Here is a 21,041-nt window from a genome sequence, read left to right on the forward strand (position 1 = left end):
TACTATTTAGCTCCTTCTACTATAATAGTTTTACTCAAAGGATCACTCCAAAGTTCAGGCAAACCAACTGGACTATCTTTAACTTTAAGCGTTATGGTATAACTTCCATTTAAGTTACTTAAATCAGGTAATTTATTTTCAGTTTGCAAAACAACCTTTCCCTTATCATCTGTTACCGTCCAATCCTTCTCTGTTATTTTATCTCCATCTGGATCTGTTGAATCTTCTGTTATTTTTATATCCGCTGGCACTTTAGATGTATTATCGACTTCAAATTTTGCTACTGGTTTATGATTTATTGGAACTAATTTTAATTGAAGTGTGTATGAATCTGATGTAAGCATCGCTCCAACCTTAGGTGTAGGTCCATCATCACAGGTAAGTGTAACATTATAGGTTCCAAGTGGTTTACCTACAAATACTGAAGCCTTAGGCATAGAAGTGCTATCATATATTGTATTTCCATTGTTATCTGTTACTATCCAATGCTCTCTTATACTATCTCCATTTGCATCATAGCTTTCATCTGTAAAGATTGCATCCATTCCAACAGAAGCGTCATTATTTAGCTGATCTACTGGCATTTCTTCCGCACTTTCAGTAAACTGTGCATGTGGAGCAACATTAGAATTTCTAGTTGTTATATATTTTACTAAAGGATTACTCCACTGTCCCTCAAGATCCTGAACCTCTAATTTTACAATAAAGTCCTTGTTAGAATCTTGTCCGGATGGCAATTTTCCATCATGCCAAGTGTCATTAACCCCTTGAGTTACTTCCTTCCATTGGAATTTTGAATTTACAATTCCTTTTCTATCTCCATCGCTATTTTCATGATCTATATCATATGACTTATCTTCATCCTTAATAACTACATCATACTTTCCACTAACAGCATCTTGAGCAGTATAAGCTGTAAATATAGGCGTAGGCTTTCTATTAACATTTACTGTTTCATTAACTATAGCATTATCCTTAAACTTATATGCTATAGTATATTTTCCAGGCTTTTTAAATTCATTTATTTCATTATTAACCCACTGACCATTTGCAAAGTCTGATATACCTAAGTCATTATCCAAGGCTATATCGCCTGTCTTACTACAATTCACAAAATCATTATCATAATTTAAATGCTTGCAATCTTGAGTATATGACCAAGAGACATCTTCACTTGAACTTTCATTATAATTTATATAATCATCTGTTAAAAACATGTTTGAATTCTGTTCCTCTTTATTAAGTACAGTCATTATATAGTCTCCAGCCTTACTTAATGCTCCATCTAAATCTGAGTTATCTATAAACATACCGCGTCCATCGTTTTTATTTATAAAAGAATTTAAAGTATCCTTATTGTTATTATTTCCAATTAAAGTTACATATGCTTTATTACTTTCAAGCTCAGCTAGAGTTTGAGCCATGCTATTTTCTTTAACATCATTTGCTAGAGTATCGCCCAAATTTATAACAAACTTTTCAGAGTTTTCTCTCCAAGTTGGTTTCTTTAAAATATCTGAAAATGATCTGCCCAATGTTTTTTGAATAGTATACTTTATCTCATTATCTAAGTAAGGCGACAAATCACCACTATTAGTAGCATAAAATTCAGCAGTGGTTGTTTGAGCAAAAACTAATCCATCTCCATATCTGTATTCTAAAATGGTTGGCAAATTCTTATTACCAACTGCAAATATAATTGAATTACTTGGATAACTAGTAAATTGAGAGTGTGCTGCATAATTCCCTGTTATAGTTGTTTTAAGGTTAGCTGTAAGTATTGGATCTTGTTTTACTATTGTTATTGTAGGCTGAAAATCACTTGGCGTGTGAGTAAGACCTAGAAAGCTGCCTTGCCATTGTCCTGAATGATGTCCCTCATCTGCTGCATTAAAGATTAGTATTCCACCACCTTTAGTCCAAGCCTCTAGCTTTGAGTAGTTTTGATTTAATTCATCATAAAAGCTTTGAGCTTGATCTGATGGAATATATATATGAGAATATTGAGTTAATTCTGTACTTGATATTTGATTAGCTGTAATTACATCCGAGGTATATCCTTCTTGCTTTATATCATCATAAACCTTTGTGCCACTTTCCCATGCTGGTTGATCTTGTATGATTAGAACTTTTTTAGATTTGTAACCCTGAATTGATTGTATTGTATAGTCAATATTTGATCCCTTTAACTTACTTTCTATATACTTATTTAGCTTGTCCTTAAAAGTTGTTTTATCGATATTCATAGAATTATCTAGAGTAACCACTAAATCAGCTTTTTTTCTTTTACTAAGCAAATTAGTAACATATACATTACACGATGCATGCAAATTTCTACCGTCATTGACTGCTGCTGTTACAACTGCCATGCCCAGCTTTAATGCCTTTATGTTTCCCTTATCATCTACAGATACTACACTTGGATCACTTGTTGTCCATGTTACATCTTTAACAGCTGAATCCAGTGGTCTTACCAATGCTGTAAGTAAGTCAGTTTGTCCTACTGGAAGCTTATCAACCATTTTGTTTAGAACTATTGAATTAGCAAGCCTCGTTATGCTCACTGTGCAAGATGAACTTAAATTACTGCCGTCTTGAGTAGCTGCTGTTATTGTAACCGTCCCAACCTTTAGTGCTGTTATTTTTCCATTTTGATCTACCGCTGCTGTATTTGTGTCACTTGATGACCAGGTTACACCTTTATTTGAAGCATTATCAGGTGTAACTACAGCCGTAAGCGTGTCTGTCTGATTTACTAAAAGCTTATCTTCATTTTTGCTTAAAGTTATTGCGGTGGCAAGTACTGCATCATTATTATCTGCAAATACTTCTCTAAAGGAACCTAGACTTAAATTAAAAGTAAAAATTAAAAACCATATCAGAACACTTTTTAACTTTTTTTTCATTTTTTATCCCCCTTATAGAATGTAATAATAACATTCTTATCTAATTTAGTTTTCTATTTTTAACTGGCAGTAATAAAGTTTTTGCATTGCAATGGTCGGCGTTAATACGTGAACAATTGTTATTTAGCAAAAATTATGTTCAATACAAATGACTTTGAAAACATTTTCTTATATACCACATTATATATTAATTTGAAATTAATGTAAACGTTTCTTGTTACAATTTTCTCTCTTAATTTTTAATTAAAAAAACTCGATAATTTTCTTTGTATGTGGTATTATTTGTGTACATAAGTATAAAAAAAGGAAAGAGTTGAATTTAGCATGAATTTATTAAATCTTTTTACATATGTCATACCTATTGCGATATGTATAATACTTCCAATATTTATAATAGTAACGCATTTTCAAATCAAATCTCTTAACAAAGCTGTGACAAGCTTTAATAAGGGTGATAGAAGCAATGCCCTAGAAATACTATCAAAATTAGTAAAAAGTCCTATTAAAAATGTTAAAGCAAATGCCTACATCACAAGAGAAAGAATCTACTTCTATTCAAGAGACTTTGAACTTTCTTTAAGAGATTTATTACAGGCTATTAAATTAAGACCAAAAACAATAAATGATGTTTACAGCTTTGCACTTAGCTATCACATTCTTGGAGAGCCTGAAAGAGCATTAAAATATTTTTTAAGAGCAGTTGAACTCCAGCCTAATGTAGGTATATCCTACGAGAACTTAGCCTGGTTTTACTACTTAACAGGCAAATACGATAAGGCAATAGAAAACTTTGAAAAAGCTATTTCCATGGGCAGTACAAACTCTGTCTATAGAAGTTTAGGAATTACCTATGCCAAAATAGGAGATTATAAAAAATCCGAAGAATATCTTAAGAAAGCTTTAGACGCAGAACCTGAAAAACCCTCAACTCATATATACTTTTCGTATTTAAAAAGAAAGACCAATGATATTAAACTAGCAAAGGAATATGCTCTAAAAGCAATTGAGCTTAATAAAAATAATTTTGATGGTTATAAAAATCTTGCTGAAGTAAACCTTGCTGAGGATGATTATGACGGCTTCTATAAAAATCTTGAAATATTTTTAGAAAAAATAAATTTTGTAACTAATGGAGAAGACTTTAATGATGAAGTTTATGATAAAGTTAAAGATAATGAAAAGTTTAAGGAGCTTATAGCTAAAACCAAAGTAATTAAATTTAAAGATTTAGGCATAGAAATCGATGATAAAAAAATACTTAACGGAAAATTTTTAGTATAAAAGAAGCTATATCTTAATTCAAAATTAAGATATAGCTTCTTTTATGTAGTATTATTTCAGAAGTCTACAAATTAAGTTTATATTTAGACCCTGGGGTGTAACTATAGTATTTAATATTGGTACTATTAATTAGGGTTATATATACTAGAACTTATCATGGTAAACATAAATATAAACTCAATTCTATTTATGCTCCTATAAAATTTTATAATATAGGAAAACTGCTAAATGTAAATTATACGTTTACATTTAGCAGTTTATTTTAAACCTTCATATTTTTCTAAATATACTGATAATTCCTAAATATATATTATTACGCCAAAATATTAGATACCATTTTGTAAAAGTTGCTATTTACATTTAAATACACAGCTGTTATATTTTTGACCTATGCTTTTTATTGAACTATAATAAAAGCATAGTAATTAGTAATTAATAATTTATATTATTAATTATCATAAAATTTATGATCCTTTAAAGTAACATTTTTATTTACTTCATAAATTGATGTTATTTTTTTCTTGATGTATTGTAAACCTTGTTTTGTTTTGCAGTTTACAATATCTATCTCCAAATCTGCTTTCAAGAATAATATCTATACTAAAAACAATATAGACATTATTTTTAAAATATAATAAATATTTTAGAAAGAAGTGTATATTTATGAAAGTCACAACAGTAAAGGAATTAGATGAAAAACTCAAGGTAATTAAAGAAGCTCAAAAAAAATTCTCTTGTTACTCGCAAGAAATGGTTGATGAAATCTTTAGAAATGCAGCAATGGCAGCAATCGACGCAAGGATAGAGCTAGCAAAAGCAGCTGTTTTGGAAACCGGTATGGGCTTAGTTGAAGACAAGGTTATAAAAAATCATTTTGCAGGCGAATACATCTATAACAAATATAAGGATGAAAAAACCTGCGGTATAATTGAACGAAATGAACCCTACGGAATTACAAAAATAGCAGAACCTATAGGAGTTGTAGCTGCTATAATCCCTGTAACAAACCCCACATCAACAACAATATTTAAATCCTTAATATCCCTTAAAACTAGAAATGGAATTTTCTTTTCGCCTCACCCAAGGGCAAAAAAATCCACAATACTAGCAGCTAAAACAATACTTGATGCAGCCGTTAAGAGTGGTGCCCCGGAAAATATAATAGGTTGGATAGATGAACCTTCAATTGAACTAACTCAATATTTAATGCAAAAAGCAGATATAACCCTTGCAACTGGTGGTCCCTCACTAGTTAAATCTGCTTATTCTTCCGGAAAACCAGCAATAGGTGTTGGTCCGGGTAACACCCCAGTAATAATTGATGAATCTGCTCATATAAAAATGGCAGTAAGTTCAATTATATTATCCAAAACCTATGATAATGGTGTTATATGTGCTTCTGAACAATCTGTAATAGTCTTAAAATCCATATATAACAAGGTAAAAGATGAGTTCCAAGAAAGAGGAGCTTATATAATAAAGAAAAACGAATTGGATAAAGTCCGTGAAGTGATTTTTAAAGATGGATCCGTAAACCCTAAAATAGTCGGACAGTCAGCTTATACTATAGCAGCTATGGCTGGCATAAAAGTACCTAAAACCACAAGAATATTAATAGGAGAAGTTACCTCCTTAGGTGAAGAAGAACCTTTTGCCCACGAAAAACTATCTCCTGTTTTGGCTATGTATGAGGCTGACAATTTTGATGATGCTTTAAAAAAAGCAGTAACTCTAATAAACTTAGGAGGCCTCGGCCATACCTCAGGAATATATGCAGATGAAATAAAAGCACGAGATAAAATAGATAGATTTAGTAGTGCCATGAAAACCGTAAGAACCTTTGTAAATATCCCAACCTCACAAGGTGCAAGTGGAGATCTATATAATTTTAGAATACCACCTTCTTTCACGCTTGGCTGCGGATTTTGGGGAGGAAATTCTGTTTCCGAGAATGTTGGTCCAAAACATCTTTTGAATATTAAAACCGTAGCTGAAAGGAGAGAAAACATGCTTTGGTTTAGAGTTCCACATAAAGTATATTTTAAGTTCGGTTGTCTTCAATTTGCTTTAAAAGATTTAAAAGATCTAAAGAAAAAAAGAGCCTTTATAGTTACTGATAGTGACCCCTATAATTTAAACTATGTTGATTCAATAATAAAAATACTTGAGCACCTAGATATTGATTTTAAAGTATTTAATAAGGTTGGAAGAGAAGCTGATCTTAAAACCATAAAAAAAGCAACTGAAGAAATGTCCTCCTTTATGCCAGACACTATAATAGCTTTAGGTGGTACCCCTGAAATGAGCTCTGCAAAGCTAATGTGGGTACTATATGAACATCCAGAAGTAAAATTTGAAGATCTTGCAATAAAATTTATGGACATAAGAAAGAGAATATATACTTTCCCAAAACTCGGTAAAAAGGCTATGTTAGTTGCAATTACAACTTCTGCTGGTTCCGGTTCTGAGGTTACTCCTTTTGCTTTAGTAACTGACAATAACACTGGAAATAAGTACATGTTAGCAGATTATGAAATGACACCAAATATGGCAATTGTAGATGCAGAACTTATGATGAAAATGCCAAAGGGATTAACCGCTTATTCAGGTATAGATGCACTAGTAAATAGTATAGAAGCATACACATCCGTATATGCTTCAGAATACACAAACGGACTAGCACTAGAGGCAATACGATTAATATTTAAATATTTGCCTGAGGCTTACAAAAACGGAAGAACCAATGAAAAAGCAAGAGAGAAAATGGCTCACGCTTCAACTATGGCAGGTATGGCATCCGCTAATGCATTTCTAGGTCTATGTCATTCCATGGCAATAAAATTAAGTTCAGAACACAATATTCCTAGTGGCATTGCCAATGCATTACTAATAGAAGAAGTAATAAAATTTAACGCAGTTGATAATCCTGTAAAACAAGCCCCTTGCCCACAATATAAGTATCCAAACACCATATTTAGATATGCTCGAATTGCAGATTATATAAAGCTTGGAGGAAATACTGATGAGGAAAAGGTAGATCTCTTAATTAACAAAATACATGAACTAAAAAAAGCTTTAAATATACCAACTTCAATAAAGGATGCAGGTGTTTTGGAGGAAAACTTCTATTCCTCCCTTGATAGAATATCTGAACTTGCACTAGATGATCAATGCACAGGCGCTAATCCTAGATTTCCTCTTACAAGTGAGATAAAAGAAATGTATATAAATTGTTTTAAAAAACAACCTTAAACCTTCATATTTCAACTACTTTTTATAATTTTAATAAAGAATTTAAAAGGAGGGATTAAAATGAACTCTAAAATAATTAGATTTGAAAATTTAAGGTCATTCTTTAAAGATGGGATGACAATTATGATTGGAGGTTTTTTAAACTGTGGCACTCCAACCAAATTAATTGATTTTTTAGTTAATTTAAATATAAAGAATTTAACGATTATAAGTAATGATACATGTTATCCTAATACAGGTATTGGTAAGTTAATATCAAATAATCAAGTAAAAAAGCTTATTGCTTCATATATAGGCAGCAACCCAGATACTGGCAAAAAACTTTTTAATAATGAACTTGAAGTAGAGCTCTCTCCCCAAGGAACTCTAGTGGAAAGAATACGTGCAGGCGGATCTGGCTTAGGTGGTGTACTAACTAAAACAGGTTTAGGAACTTTGATTGAAAAAGGAAAGAAAAAAATATCTATAAATGGAACGGAATATTTGTTAGAGCTACCTCTTACAGCCGATGTAGCATTAATTAAAGGTAGTATTGTAGATGAGGCCGGAAACACCTTCTATAAAGGTACTACTAAAAACTTTAATCCCTATATGGCAATGGCAGCTAAAACCGTAATAGTTGAAGCTGAAAATTTAGTTAGCTGTGAAAAACTAGAAAAGGAAAAAGCAATGACCCCCGGAGTTCTTATAAATTATATAGTAAAGGAGCCTGCATAAAATGATTAATGATAAAAACCTAGCGAAAGAAATAATAGCCAAAAGAGTTGCAAGAGAATTAAAAAATGGTCAACTTGTAAACTTAGGTGTAGGTCTTCCTACCATGGTTGCAGATTATATACCAAAAAATTTCAAAATTACTTTCCAATCAGAAAACGGAATAGTTGGAATGGGCGCTAGTCCTAAAATAAATGAGGCAGATAAAGATGTAGTAAATGCAGGAGGAGACTATACAACAGTACTTCCTGACGGCACATTTTTCGATAGCTCAGTTTCGTTTTCACTAATCCGTGGTGGTCACGTAGATGTTACTGTTTTAGGGGCTCTCCAGGTAGATGAAAAGGGTAATATAGCCAATTGGATTGTTCCTGGAAAAATGCTCTCTGGTATGGGTGGAGCTATGGATTTAGTAAATGGAGCTAAGAAAGTAATAATTGCAATGAGACATACAAATAAAGGTCAACCTAAAATTTTAAAAAAATGTACACTTCCCCTCACGGCAAAGTCTCAAGCAAATCTAATTGTAACAGAACTTGGAGTAATTGAGGTTATTAATGATGGTTTACTTCTCACTGAAATTAATAAAAACACAACCATTGATGAAATAAGGTCTTTAACTGCTGCAGATTTACTCATATCCAATGAACTTAGACCCATGGCTGTTTAGAAAGAAATACTATGAAACAATATTAAAAAAATAAGAGTTACCATTTAAGGTAACTCTTATTTTTATTACTTAAGATAATCATATATAACTTCAGCTCTAGGCAATATTATATCTGCAAGAATGTGAGAGCTAGAAACAATCTCTTTTACTGGCAAATCATTAAGTGGCGCCATAGCGTGATCAAATAACTGCAGTCGAGTTGGTCCTGTCCAAGCTTCATGTACGGTAACATCTGTGATTTTCGCATTTATAAGCTCACATATTCTAGGGCTTCCATCATAATTGGGTATTATTTTCAACATATAATTAGGGCGACAAATTTGATCCTTTGCTTCATTAGCATCTAAGGCTTTATGTTTGTACCCCATTGTAGCTGTCGCAACTCTAAGTTTTCCATAGTCTAAAGTTCCTACTAAAGTATCTGAATCCACAAAAAGCTTTGGATACCCGAGCTTTTTAGGATATGCACTTAATTCCCTTCCTACTGCAATTGCAGGCTCATTATCTAAATACATCATATGAAGATAATCTCCCTTAACTCCATTAAAGCTTACGGGAATAGCCTGTCCGCTTTCTGTATAACAACCAAGTCCACTCGTATCATGCATTGCCATAATTTCAAACCTGACTAAGGGCTCATCAATTTCTAAAGGCTCTGGCACAACTTTACGAAGTGCATCCATATCTGTACGATATACAATGTTAAAATACTCACGATTATGAAATTTATAGGGTCCTCTAGGAAATGCAGGCGAAGTTAATGGCGTGCTAATTTGTTTAATTACTTCATCCTTTAACATAAAAGTCACCTTCCTAAATTTAATAATGTTTAGCTTTTCTAACATACTTTATCTTCACATTATAAATCGCCTCTAGTCCTATTTATTTATATTTACATTATAACACATATTGTTTTTTTAAGTAAATTTTTACACCATATATTAATTTTTTCTACTAGCTTTCGAAAATAAAAGTACACTTCCTAAAAATTCTGCATAATAGATTTATATAAACTTATGTGGAGGTGTTTTTATGAATTCAGGCGATATAGTGTCTCTTATAGGCAATGTTGGCTTTCCCATAGCTGTATCAATATACCTTTTAGTTAGAATAGAAGGTAAAATGGAAGCCCTTACAAGCTCCATAAATAATCTCACAAACACTATAAACAATTCCAATACAAAAAATAAATAAATTGGAGGTTTTTTAATGAAGCCTTTATCTAACGAAAACCTAAATATTTTGGTTCTTAAATCACGCTCTGGTGATAATGCCTCTTTAAATAAAATATTTAACTATTTTGGCCCATTTATAAAAAGTTTCACTAAAAACATATATATAAGAAACTTCGACAAAAGCGATATATACGAGGAATGTAACTTTTCAATTCTGTTATCAATCAAAAAATGTGACATAAAAAAATATAACTTCACTGCTTACACCATAAGTTCCATTAAAAATAACATATATTATAAAATAAGAAATCAAGCAAAATTCCAGTCTGAATTAAGCCTTAACGCAAAAGTAACTGACCAAAACTGCACTTTTCAAGATATTCTTATAGATAAAACGAATCATTTTAAGAACTTATCTATCAAAAATGCCTTAACCAGTTTAGACAAGAAAGAACAAGATATTATAGACCATATTTACTTTTTAGGATACTCTTCTATTGAGTATTCTAAAAAATCAGGCATAAATTATAGAACATGTCTTAGACGAAAAAACAGTGCTTTAAAGAAACTAAAGAGAAAGTTAAATTAAATGGCCTGTACTAGATTGTACAAGCCATTGATTTTTCACTTAATTATTTGTTGAAGAAAAATTATAGTTATTACTGTTATTATTATCCCATGTACCTGACTGGTCTTTAAATGCCATATTAACATTATAACAGCCAGAAGGTAAAGTTATATTTGCAAGCCATCTTCCATCCGCCTGTTTTACCATATTTATATCCTGAGGCGACGTAAATCCATTACAACCCCAATGTAATGTTATATTAGAAGCTGAAGATGCTAAACTTCCATTGTAATAAACTGATATTTGTTTACATGCCTCTGGCGCTGGAGTAACTTGAACTTTAGGGACACTGCTCCATGTATTTAAAGTCCAATTATTGTTGTTATTATTATCCCAACTGCTTCCATTTGTGAAACAAAAATTCAATGTATTTGATGAAGCAGGTATCGCTATAGTAGCCTCCCAAAAACCATTTGAATCCTTTACCATAGCTAAGTTTTGCATATTACTCCATCCGTTAACTCCCCAGTGCAAGGATACGTTTGATGAATTCGCTAAGTTTCCATTATAGTAAATTGTAAAATTATTACCCGAAACTAGGTTGCTGCTGTCATAATCAACTTTATAGCCTGCATGTGGAAGGTAATTACTGGCTAATGGTATATTCCAATTAGCTCCATTGTTATTATCCCAACTTGTCCCATCTGTAAAAGAAAAATTAACATTCTTAGTAACCTCTTTAGGCACTGTTATAGTTGTCTGCCACTTATTGTCTCCAAGTGATGTCATTGCCTTACTTGTTGCAGCGCTAAAACCGTCATAACCCCAGTACAAGTTTACATTTGAAGCATCCTTTAGCGCTGTTGTTCCCGCATCATAAGTTATCGTTACACTATCTCCTGCTTTTGCAGCTTGCTCACTTAATGTAACTCTGTCGCTGCCTGGGTTACTATTCTTGTTGTAAATCACTATGATTGAATTTGCTGGTACTGTTCCTGTCATTCTCCCCTGAGAAACAGTTAAAGAATCGGTTGCACTACCATGATTATCATAATTTCCGTCCTCTAAATTAGTTGGGGTGTTTAAATTAAAGCTGTCGCCTTCATTTACAATAACAGCTCCTTTACTTCCTCTTTCTATAATCATTGCCTTATTGTTATTTTGTAACCTTAAATATTCATTTTGACCTGCCATCGCGTTATGAAATTCATTAACAGCTACAACATCAGAATCCTTCCAGAGAGCATCTCCCTCACTTCCTATATTTCCTGTAGGTCTATCAAAGAATAAGGGAACTGAACCAGCTCTTGAAGCAGCTATTGCCCAACCTGCTTTTCTTTGCCAGTCTGTTAAATCTTTACTTTCATTATGCTCGTACTCATCATGTGTTTCAAGCATATCCACACACTTATTACTATCAAGTCCCCCCATGCCCTGCGCATTAGTTAAATCACCTGATTTAATTGCACCTCTAAGAGATCCATCATATGCGCTTGCTTCAACATTCATAAAACTTTCATAAGCTGAAATATTATCTACTTTTCCATCTTGAAGTACCTCACCATAAATATATAGATTTGATTTATTATGCAAACTGCCTAAAACGTTTTCCCAATAGTTACCTGACCAAGATTTATTAGCATCTAAACCTAAGTCTGTTTCAATATGCTTAGCAGCATCAAAACGAAAACCGGTTGCACCAGCATCTACACACTGATTTAAAAAAGTAATCGCCTTACTCTGTACTGCTGAACTTTGTGTATTTAAATCTGGCATACCTATACCTTCCTGTGTTACATCTTGTCTATTATTCCAATCAGTGCACTGTCCATTATGATGATACAAGCTTGGATCTTTAAAACTTGGATCTACTTCAGAAGCAACTTCATCGTCGTTTCCATTATTGGCCATATGATTCATTACTACATCAACAACTATAGATATTCCATAGTTTTTTGCTTCACTGCAAAGTGATTTGAAATCATCGTAACTCCCAAGTTGAGCATTTCCTATAGCTTGATTGGTTGGCTGATATAATAGCCACCAGTCAGAAGAATTCGTACTATTGCTTTTTGTACCTTGAACTGGAGACACCTGAACAGCTTTATAACCTGCTGCTGCAATACTAGGAAGTTCTTTTTTTATATTATTAAATGACCAGTCAAAAGCATGAAGCATAACACCGTCTTTGGTGTTTTCCGGAAGTTCTCTATTCTCACTTGAATATGTCATTACCTTTGCTTGTGATCTAACAGGATTAAACACAGGTCCATATCCAATTAAAACACATATTACTGACAGTGATAGCATTCTTCTTTTTAACAATTTAGAACGTTTACTCAAAATATACTCATCTCCAAATTAAAATTATATTTTTACTTACTATATTTTGTATTAAGTTAAATTTGTCATAATTCAATTACCTCCTTTTAATCTTTTATTGTATTTTATTGATATAATGTAAATTATTTCTTTACATTTTCCATCATTATACAAAAATTATTCATTATAGTCAACACACTTGTTGCAATTATTTTTAATCTTCTATCTTACCTAATAAAATATCCTTAGCCATAAAATTATCTCTATTATTTCAAGTTTTTAGCCCTATAGTCTCATATTTAATATCAATATTTGATATCAATATTTGATATCAATATTTGATATTGTCATTTAATATAAATATTTATACCTATGTTAAACACCAATATACAATACTAGTATCAAACCCTAATACTATATATTAACCCCACTACATGTATTTTTATAATGGTTTAGAATTAAATGTACACTTTTTCTTAAAAGTACATAATAGATAACTGTACTTATTTAAAACCCAAATTATTATAGAATTGAAAGGATGATGTTTTATGGCCGCAACTTCAACCATTTACAAAAGACAACTTTCTTTAGACTATCCTGCGTTAAATGCAAAAGGAAAACAAATAACAAAAAGTATCAACTTTAAAAATGTTGATACCAACGCATCTTTGGACAATCTCTACTTTATAGGAAATGAAATTTCTAAGCTCTTATCTGTTACCGTATCTAATATTGCTACTGTAGACAACTCTACTATAACTGCCTAAAAATTAAAGGAGGCTAAATTATGTCAAAAATACTTAAAATAAAATTTTCAAATGAAGCTGGAAAAAATGTTAGTATAAACATACCTAACATAAATGATGGTGTAACTTCAGATCAAATTAAGACCTTAACCTCAGATATAATTTCAAAAGGAGTTTTCACATCACAAAATGGTGCTTTAAAAAAAGTTATTTCTGCTAATCTGGTTGAAACTAAAACTACTAATTTTCTTTTATAAAACAAGCCTTGTAGTATATCTGCGATATTTCAGTATTAGTATTTAACCCTAACCCTATGCTTTAAACTAAATATTGATACCAAGTATTAATTCTAATAGTCATAATTATATTTACATACTATACCCGACACTATAATATTTAAATGTTTTTTAATATGTAACCCCAATACTAGGCATTGATACTAAAGTATAGTATGTAAAATTAAATATACATTTTTTATTAAAATAACATAATAGATAAATGAAAACAAAATTATAAAATGAAAGGATGATTTTTCTATGGCTGTAACCTCAAATATTAATAAAAGACAACTTTCTTTAAACTATGCTACCTTAAATTCAAAGGGAAAACAAATAAACAAAAGTATTAACTTTAAAAATATTGATACTGCCGCATCTTTAGATAATATCTATTATATAGGAAATGAGATTTCTAAACTCTTATCTGTTACCATATCTAATATTGCTACTGTAGACAACTCTACTATAACTGCCTAAAATAAAAGGAGGTGCATATTATGTCAAAAACACTAAAATTAAAGTTCTCAAATGCTTCAGGAAAGAATGTTAGTATAAACATACCTAATATCAGCGATGCTGTGACATCAGATCAAGTTAAACTTTTAACTTCAGATATAATATCAAAAGCTATCTTTACCTCACAAGGCGGTTCACTAAAAAAGGTTATTTCCGCTGATTTAGTTGAAAATAAAACTACTAATCTACTTCAGTAGTATAAAAATATTGCTTAAGAAATGGCTTAAAATAATTATTTTTATACACGAAAAATATGTAATTCAAAAATTACTTTTCATGTGCTTAGATAAGAAAAAACCAGGTTATAACACCTGGTTTTTCTTTATTTAAAGTACTTTTTGAGGCGAATATAGAATGCATTTCCTCATACGCCCATTAATGTTAAATAAAGTTGCAAATCACATTTAAATGTATTATTATATAAAAAAACTAATATTTATGAAAAGGAGTGGATATTTTGGAGTTATTGAAGAGTGACAAAAATAAGATTTTAACACATTTTAATGAAGTATTAAAAATAAAAAAAAGAAACCTAAATAGAGAATTTAGTTTTGATAAAGTTGCAAATTCTACAATAAATAAAGGTTATTTAAATGGTTCAAAAATTGATAGAATTATTTTTTATTTGAGAAGCACAGGATGCGAGTGGAGCTGTACTAAAATGGGTGGATGTTTTATGTGCGGACATTACTTTGGTACTAATATGGGAGATACTCTTCCTAAAAATTCTTTTTATAATCAGTTTCTATCTGAGTATAATAAGTATGATTTTTCAAAGTATCCAATGATTTGTATATATAATGCTGGTTCAATATTAAATGATAATGAAATTCCAAGGGAAGAGCTTTATAGAATTTTAAATGTAATAAAGAGAAATAACGATATAAAGCGAGTTGTTTTGGAGAGTAGACCTGAATTTATTAATGTTGAGGTATTAAATCAAATAAGTAATATCCTAAATGATAAAATCGTAGAAATAGGTATTGGTTTAGAAACATCTAATGATAAAGTTAGAGAATATTGCATAAACAAAGGCTTTAACTTCAAAAATTACTTAGAAAAGGTAAAATTAATAAAGAATTATTCTAATATCAAAACATTAACTTATGTAACAGTAAAGCTTTTATTTTTGACTATAGATGAATCCATACGAGACGTAATACAAACTATGAAGGATTTATCAGGATTAACGGATATAATTTCTCTTGAACCTATAAGCATTCAGAAAAATACTCTTGTGGAATTATTGTATACTAATAAATTATATGATCCGCCAAAAGGATGGATAATAAAAGAGATATTAGCTAATTTACATAATACAAATTTAATGAAAAATTTCGAATTAAGAATAGGAGGTTTCGAATTTTTTCCAATACCAGATTTGTTTATAAGTAATTGCAATAAGTGCAATAAAAAACTTTATGATGCAATAGATATATATAATAGCACAAAAGATGTCAATTCTATTTTAACTTTAAGTTGTGATTGTTATGAAGAATTTAAGAAAAAAATATATATAGAAAATAATACAGTTTCACATATACCATTAGAGGAAAGAATATGCAACTCTTTAGAATATTTTCTATATAAATCACTTTAAGAATGGAGAATGATTATGTATTATATACCAATTTTACTTACTATAATCGCAAATGTATTTTATCATATTTTTCAAAAATCTATACCAGATAATACAAATCCAATTGCATCATTAATCTTAACTTATGGAACTGCATTAGTAGGTTCTATCATAATTTTTATCTTTTATCCAAAACATAATGGATTTAGTGCTTCTTTTAAAGGACTAAATTGGACTAGTTGTGCATTAGGTGCTTCTATAATTTTATTAGAGCTAGGCTTTCTCCTTGCTTATAGGGCCGGATGGGATGTTAGTTTAGGCGCAATAGTCTCTAATGTTGCAGTTACATTAGTATTAGTTCCTATAGGAATTTTATTTTTTAAAGAAAATATTTCAATGATTAATTTATTAGGTATACCTTTTTGTATTTTGGGATTAATTTTAATTAATAAATAGTGATTTATCCTGCATGAATTTATGAATAGCTTTAATTATTTTATGCTATGTTTTTGTATTAACATTTAATATTAGGGTTATATAGTAATACTAAACCCTAATGATAAATGATACAAAGAATATATACCTGAAGTAAATTAAATCTTATTATACTACCTTCCTTATATATTTCTGCATTCGACTCTAATATAAATAGAACTTTAAAACTAGTAAAATTGAAATTTAATACGACTTTGAGCTTACAATTGATATAAACCTTTAATATAGTTCTTAATTATAAAAAACATATAATGTAGAAGTATTCCTACATTATATATCTCCTAAAATAATATTGTAAACTTATTACTAATCCCATTTACATATTAGAAAGTAACAGCTATGATAATAATTTTATGTTTTATCTGAAAATCACAGTATTTACAAAGCTGCTTAAGCAAACAATTACAGCACTTATCTTTTCTTTATATTCTAAGCTATAGCCCTAACATATGATGTTAGTATCACATATTAGGGTCATGCATCAATACTATCCCCTAACGTATAAGTTAAATAGTAACCCCAACCCCATATATTAACACTATGATAAGCTTATCAAAATAATCTTGTTATTACTTTGACCCTCTTATCCTAAAATAAAGTTTAAAACCCTTAAAACGTCCTTATAAAGTATTTAGTACATAGGTCGAGGAAAAACTACCCTTAAGATTTTTAAAGCTTTTATGACTTAGTTTTAAGCCTTAGATAACTTTCTTAAATAAGATTTTATTCCAAAACTCCTCTGAAGCATATTAGGCATGTATAAAAGCGTTTAGAATAGCACCTTTAGAAATTTAATGGGGTACACCAAAAGTGTACCCCATTAACGTTTTTATTGTAAAAGCAAATCAAAACTTAATATTTAGATATTATATATATCCGTATTCCTCCTGCATAAACCCCTCTAAAAGCCTAGTTTAAGCCTTTAACCTTATTTCTTAATTTGTTGTGATTTGTTCAAAATGAATTTTACCGCTCTAAAAGCCTCTATATTGATTTTTTATCAGACTTTGTATTCCCGATACTAAAAGTAGTAAAAAACTCGAATATGGGGCTAATAAGCTACTTAAAATCTGTATTATATGTATTTGATTATTGAAAATAAAAAGCAATATGTGTTTTATATATCTTAAGCTAATAACTTTTACAACATTCATTTAGTAACATTTAAAAGTATCTTAATTTGATTTTTTTCTGCAAAATTCCTTTTCAAAGCCGTATATAACGACATTTTCTCTTAAAGTAAAACAAAATAACATTAAAACATTCATTTAGTAACATTTGAACATTCATTTAGTAATAGTTTTTAATCCTCATCATCTTCCCATCCAAGAAGGCCTCTTTCTATCTTTGCAAAATCATACTTTCTCTGCTCATAGTTATTAAAATTATCAACTGCAACATTTGCTTTTGGCTCTTTAAAATCCTTAACTAGAGTTCTTATGTACCCAACTATGTTTTTCACGTTTTTGTTAAGAGCATACTCGTAACAATTCTTTATCACCTTAAGATCTCCGCCGCTCTCCTTTAGAATACTCTCAGCCTCTTTATTGGTTATCTTGTGATTCTTAAATATTTTCTGTACCTTAGTTGCCTCATCATTCTCGCTTTGTGTTGCACCCGTTACAGCAACTTCATTTTTGACCTTAACAGTATTACTGTCTTTTATTAAAAATTTAATGCCTGTAACCTTTTTTCCAGTTTTTATTGGGGTGAAATCAAAAGATATATCACTACCATTTATTTCCTTCTGCGCTTGGACTAAAACTTTATTTTTAAATACGGCATAGTTTTTATAGCTTGGTGGACAATTCAATTTGTATTGAAGTTCATCTATGTTATCAATTCTCCATCCGGTATCCGAGAAGGATTTAAGCATGTAATAAATTCTTTTTGAGTATATACTCCTAAAATTCAGAGTGTATTGAAGCTCATAATAAATTCTTTTTTTCATTTCCAGAAGTGCAGCCTTTAAAGTTTCTCCTATTTCGAAATAAATTGATCCATCCTTGTCATTGTAATTAAGCATACTAAACCAAGTAAAATAAAATTCCTTGCCTGCAGTTTTGTCTTTTATTATAAATTTATTGTGCTTTGTGAAAAGATCCTTTGTAGCCTTCTTTATATCTCTATAAACATTAGTCGAGCCTGAAACAAAGAGATTCTTGTATTTCTCAATATCAATTTTATAAACATGTTTACCATCGTCCTTTATAGTATTTAATATCATGTCTATAATATCATTTTCCTTTGAGGTCAAATTGTATCTAGCTTCAATAAGCTTTTCAGGACGCATTGCTACTAATTTCTTTTTCATAGTATTACCACCTTTTAAGCATATAATTGTCACATTACTATTATAACTATAACTATTACTACATACAAGTAATAGTAACAATTCATTTAGTAACAGTTGCGCATTCATTTAGTAATAGTTTAAAAGTTATTCACATTCATTTAGTAACAATTGCGCATTCATTTGGTAACATTTATACTCCGGAAAGCCTTGATATATCTTGATTTGAGCCAACCCTACTATCTTTACTAATTTGTTGTTATTACTATTATTACAACAATAGAGAGCAGATGTTGTTTTTTTAGAACATTCATTTAGTAATAGTTTAAAAGAAAAATCCGAAAGGTATTAAAACAGGGAAGCTAAATAAACTCTAGCTTCCCTTAAGTATTTATTATTCAAAATCTATATTATTCACGCAAAAATCACACATCTTGTTTATGAGTTCATTTCGGCTGTAGCCTGTTTTCTTGCATATTTGATCTAGCTCTTTAACTAAATTCTCGTCCATGTATAGATTAAAGGTTTTCTTTATAGACTTCTCATCTTTTTTCTTTGATATTTTAAATGTGCCTTCTTTGACTACTTTAGCCTCTGGCAGAGAATCATTAATCTCCTCTTTTTTTTCAGGTACATCACTTTTGATATTATTTTTAATGCTTTCCCTAAAATTATTTTTCACTTTATATACCACCCTTATCTCTAATACTAAAGTTATGTATCAATACTTATTATAATATTACTAATTGAATGTTAAGTTAAACTTTAGTTTTAATATTATAACTTAATACAAAAAAGTAATACAAAACATTAATACTACATATTAATATTAAGTATTAACCCTAAATTAAAGTCTTTCTAGTATTTCATTGTACAAAGACTTGTAAACCTTACTGCGTTCAACATCATATTCCTGTATAGTTCTATGTAATGCTGCAGCTTCTTTATATTTAACACTGCTGTATACTATAGTATCGAATAATTTTTCACGTAATTCTTCTTGTACAACTTCATCAAATTGTTTATTAAATACGGTCCTCTTTTCAAATCTATTTCTCAAAATTCCTAAAAGATTAAGATTTGGATTAAGACCACTTTCATTCATTTCTTCAACAACTTTGTTTACCATATTCAAACCTTGTAGAGCACTTGTAGAGTTGTCTATTACTTCTATAAAATAATTGCTCATTACAAGACTATTTTGAACTGTAATACCTAAGAAAGGAGAATTATCTATTATAATAAAATCAAAATCATTATTGAATTTTAAAAATTTATTTTTTAGAATACTTTCTCTATTCATTTTATTTGTAAGCATGCTTTCCAAGATAGCACTATCAATAGTATTTGAAAGAACATATATATATGGATTATGAGATTCTATGCAATCTTCAAAGCCAACTTTATTATTTGTATAAAGATCATATAAGTTGAATTCACTCTTTATATTTAATATTTGAGTTATATTACTCTGACTATCATTATCTATTAAAAGAACTTTCTTCTTATTTTTTGCCATTTCACCGGCCAAATTAATTGCAGTAGTTGTTTTGCCAACTCCACCTTTAACGTTGATTATACTTATTACATTAGTCACATTATCACCGACCTTTTTAATTAAAACTGTGAGAAGTAAAACCTAACCTAATTATATTAAAGTACTAATAGTTAAGATACTATTTATTATAAGATGATATCTCACATGGTTTCTCTACTCTTATATTTTAGCATATTTTTTATAATATAAATACTATATTTTAGCATTTTGTATTGATATTTTGTTTAATATTAAATATTAGTATTATATATTAATATTATGAATTAGGGTTATAAATTAATATTTTTATTTATTTCTTCTCTATAGTAATCAATCTTATTATCTAATTCTTTAAGATTTTCAATATACGAATTTATTTCTTTTTTAAGATTTTCTCTATGGGCAATTAGCATTTCAAACCGTTCTTCAAGAGTTGTTTTTCCAAGGGATCTCAAAACAGCATATTTCTTAATTTCCTTTATTGGCATGTTAGTGTTTTTTAATCTTTTTATAAATTCTATCCATTTTAAATCTTTTTCATCGTAAAATCGCCTGCCATTTTCTTTGCGCTTAGATGTAATTAAATTTTCCTTTTCATAATAACGCAAGGTATATATGCTTATACCAGTAAGTTTTGAGAATTCGCCTATTGAATAGTACAATTTAAAAACCTCCTTTATAATGCTTGACCTAGAGTTAACTCTAACTC

General features: G+C 30.0%; 19 protein-coding genes. 12 read left to right on the forward strand and 7 right to left on the reverse strand.

All coding sequences use genetic code 11. From position 1 onward, the window contains the following. Positions 1-2: 2 nt before the first annotated feature. The gene (locus CA_RS20010) at positions 3-2,906 is read right to left on the reverse strand and encodes an Ig-like domain-containing protein (RefSeq protein WP_010890844.1); all 2,904 of its coding nucleotides are present in this window, start codon (positions 2,904-2,906) and stop codon (positions 3-5) included. 324 nt (positions 2,907-3,230) lie between these two features. On the opposite strand from CA_RS20010, the gene solR reads away from it, so the two are divergent. The 4 genes from solR (at position 3,231) to ctfB (ending at position 8,823) form a co-directional block, all read left to right on the forward strand. After that, positions 3,231-4,187: a Sol locus transcriptional repressor SolR gene (gene solR / locus CA_RS20015; RefSeq protein ID WP_010890845.1), complete on the forward strand. Its 957-nt coding sequence runs from the start codon at positions 3,231-3,233 to the stop codon at positions 4,185-4,187. Between the two features lie 663 nt (positions 4,188-4,850). Further along, a complete protein-coding gene (adhE, locus tag CA_RS20020) occupies positions 4,851-7,439 on the forward strand; it encodes a bifunctional acetaldehyde-CoA/alcohol dehydrogenase (RefSeq protein WP_010890846.1) in 2,589 nt (862 codons plus the stop codon). Between the two features lie 60 nt (positions 7,440-7,499). Further along, a complete protein-coding gene (gene ctfA / locus CA_RS20025) occupies positions 7,500-8,156 on the forward strand; it encodes a butyrate--acetoacetate CoA-transferase subunit A (protein WP_010890847.1) in 657 nt (218 codons plus the stop codon). Between the two features lies 1 nt (position 8,157). Next, on the forward strand, positions 8,158-8,823 hold the full coding sequence (gene ctfB / locus CA_RS20030) for a butyrate--acetoacetate CoA-transferase subunit B (RefSeq protein WP_010890848.1): 666 nt from the start codon (positions 8,158-8,160) through the stop codon (positions 8,821-8,823). Between the two features lie 65 nt (positions 8,824-8,888). On the opposite strand, the gene CA_RS20035 is transcribed toward ctfB, so the two are convergent. Beyond that, positions 8,889-9,623, reverse strand: coding sequence for an acetoacetate decarboxylase (locus CA_RS20035; protein WP_010890849.1), 735 nt, complete (start codon positions 9,621-9,623; stop codon positions 8,889-8,891). Positions 9,624-9,855: 232 nt separating this feature from the next. Between CA_RS20035 and CA_RS20040 the strand changes: the two genes are divergently transcribed. Together CA_RS20040 and CA_RS20045 are read left to right on the forward strand one after the other, a co-directional pair. Further along, complete coding sequence (locus tag CA_RS20040; protein WP_010890850.1) at positions 9,856-10,017, forward strand: YvrJ family protein; 162 nt, start codon at positions 9,856-9,858, stop codon at positions 10,015-10,017. A 15-nt stretch (positions 10,018-10,032) separates the two neighbouring features. Then, complete coding sequence (locus tag CA_RS20045) at positions 10,033-10,587, forward strand: sigma-70 family RNA polymerase sigma factor (protein WP_010890851.1); 555 nt, start codon at positions 10,033-10,035, stop codon at positions 10,585-10,587. A gap of 39 nt (positions 10,588-10,626) precedes the next feature. Here CA_RS20045 and CA_RS20050 read toward each other — a convergent pair whose 3' ends face one another. Then, positions 10,627-12,909 carry a carbohydrate-binding protein gene (locus CA_RS20050; RefSeq protein ID WP_010890852.1) on the reverse strand — a complete coding sequence of 761 codons (2,283 nt, stop codon included), beginning with the start codon at positions 12,907-12,909 and terminating at the stop codon, positions 10,627-10,629. Positions 12,910-13,436: 527 nt separating this feature from the next. Between CA_RS20050 and CA_RS20055 the strand changes: the two genes are divergently transcribed. The 6 genes from CA_RS20055 to CA_RS20080 all read left to right on the forward strand — a co-directional run bounded on the left by CA_RS20055 (position 13,437) and on the right by CA_RS20080 (position 16,463). Next, on the forward strand, positions 13,437-13,655 hold the full coding sequence (locus CA_RS20055) for a DUF1659 domain-containing protein (protein WP_010890853.1): 219 nt from the start codon (positions 13,437-13,439) through the stop codon (positions 13,653-13,655). A gap of 20 nt (positions 13,656-13,675) precedes the next feature. Next, the gene (locus CA_RS20060) at positions 13,676-13,891 is read left to right on the forward strand and encodes a DUF2922 domain-containing protein (RefSeq protein WP_010890854.1); all 216 of its coding nucleotides are present in this window, start codon (positions 13,676-13,678) and stop codon (positions 13,889-13,891) included. 279 nt (positions 13,892-14,170) lie between these two features. After that, entirely contained in the window at positions 14,171-14,389 is a 219-nt protein-coding gene (locus CA_RS20065) for a DUF1659 domain-containing protein (protein WP_010890855.1), read from the forward strand. A 20-nt stretch (positions 14,390-14,409) separates the two neighbouring features. Next, a complete protein-coding gene (locus tag CA_RS20070) occupies positions 14,410-14,625 on the forward strand; it encodes a DUF2922 domain-containing protein (RefSeq protein WP_010890856.1) in 216 nt (71 codons plus the stop codon). A gap of 251 nt (positions 14,626-14,876) precedes the next feature. Further along, positions 14,877-16,028 (forward strand): radical SAM protein, encoded by a 1,152-nt coding sequence (locus CA_RS20075; protein WP_242663068.1) that lies wholly within the window; start codon positions 14,877-14,879, stop codon positions 16,026-16,028. 15 nt (positions 16,029-16,043) lie between these two features. Beyond that, positions 16,044-16,463 (forward strand): membrane protein, encoded by a 420-nt coding sequence (locus CA_RS20080; protein WP_010890858.1) that lies wholly within the window; start codon positions 16,044-16,046, stop codon positions 16,461-16,463. A gap of 1,342 nt (positions 16,464-17,805) precedes the next feature. Here the strand turns inward: CA_RS20080 and CA_RS20085 are convergent. The 4 genes from CA_RS20085 to CA_RS20100 all read right to left on the reverse strand — a co-directional run bounded on the left by CA_RS20085 (position 17,806) and on the right by CA_RS20100 (position 20,994). Further along, positions 17,806-18,816 carry a replication initiation protein gene (locus tag CA_RS20085; RefSeq protein ID WP_010890859.1) on the reverse strand — a complete coding sequence of 337 codons (1,011 nt, stop codon included), beginning with the start codon at positions 18,814-18,816 and terminating at the stop codon, positions 17,806-17,808. A 373-nt stretch (positions 18,817-19,189) separates the two neighbouring features. Further along, a complete protein-coding gene (locus CA_RS20090) occupies positions 19,190-19,477 on the reverse strand; it encodes a ribbon-helix-helix domain-containing protein (protein ID WP_014519118.1) in 288 nt (95 codons plus the stop codon). A gap of 165 nt (positions 19,478-19,642) precedes the next feature. Beyond that, the gene (locus CA_RS20095) at positions 19,643-20,392 is read right to left on the reverse strand and encodes a ParA family protein (protein ID WP_010890861.1); all 750 of its coding nucleotides are present in this window, start codon (positions 20,390-20,392) and stop codon (positions 19,643-19,645) included. A gap of 230 nt (positions 20,393-20,622) precedes the next feature. After that, complete coding sequence (locus tag CA_RS20100) at positions 20,623-20,994, reverse strand: MerR family transcriptional regulator (RefSeq protein ID WP_010890862.1); 372 nt, start codon at positions 20,992-20,994, stop codon at positions 20,623-20,625. Between the last annotated feature and the right edge of the window lie 47 nt (positions 20,995-21,041).

It is taken from the genome of Clostridium acetobutylicum ATCC 824 (assembly GCF_000008765.1).
GTDB classification, from domain to species: domain Bacteria; phylum Bacillota; class Clostridia; order Clostridiales; family Clostridiaceae; genus Clostridium_S; species Clostridium_S acetobutylicum.

Bases quoted from the DNA above. Each gene is read 5' to 3' on its own strand.
- CA_RS20010 (WP_010890844.1), bottom strand. From the start codon at position 2,906: ATGAAAAAAAAGTTAAAAAGTGTTCTGATATGGTTTTTAATTTTTACT.
- solR (WP_010890845.1), top strand. From the start codon at position 3,231: ATGAATTTATTAAATCTTTTTACATATGTCATACCTATTGCGATATGT.
- adhE (WP_010890846.1), top strand. From the start codon at position 4,851: ATGAAAGTCACAACAGTAAAGGAATTAGATGAAAAACTCAAGGTAATT.
- ctfA (WP_010890847.1), top strand. From the start codon at position 7,500: ATGAACTCTAAAATAATTAGATTTGAAAATTTAAGGTCATTCTTTAAA.
- ctfB (WP_010890848.1), top strand. From the start codon at position 8,158: ATGATTAATGATAAAAACCTAGCGAAAGAAATAATAGCCAAAAGAGTT.
- CA_RS20035 (WP_010890849.1), bottom strand. From the start codon at position 9,623: ATGTTAAAGGATGAAGTAATTAAACAAATTAGCACGCCATTAACTTCG.
- CA_RS20040 (WP_010890850.1), top strand. From the start codon at position 9,856: ATGAATTCAGGCGATATAGTGTCTCTTATAGGCAATGTTGGCTTTCCC.
- CA_RS20045 (WP_010890851.1), top strand. From the start codon at position 10,033: ATGAAGCCTTTATCTAACGAAAACCTAAATATTTTGGTTCTTAAATCA.
- CA_RS20055 (WP_010890853.1), top strand. From the start codon at position 13,437: ATGGCCGCAACTTCAACCATTTACAAAAGACAACTTTCTTTAGACTAT.
- CA_RS20060 (WP_010890854.1), top strand. From the start codon at position 13,676: ATGTCAAAAATACTTAAAATAAAATTTTCAAATGAAGCTGGAAAAAAT.
- CA_RS20065 (WP_010890855.1), top strand. From the start codon at position 14,171: ATGGCTGTAACCTCAAATATTAATAAAAGACAACTTTCTTTAAACTAT.
- CA_RS20070 (WP_010890856.1), top strand. From the start codon at position 14,410: ATGTCAAAAACACTAAAATTAAAGTTCTCAAATGCTTCAGGAAAGAAT.
- CA_RS20080 (WP_010890858.1), top strand. From the start codon at position 16,044: ATGTATTATATACCAATTTTACTTACTATAATCGCAAATGTATTTTAT.
- CA_RS20085 (WP_010890859.1), bottom strand. From the start codon at position 18,816: ATGAAAAAGAAATTAGTAGCAATGCGTCCTGAAAAGCTTATTGAAGCT.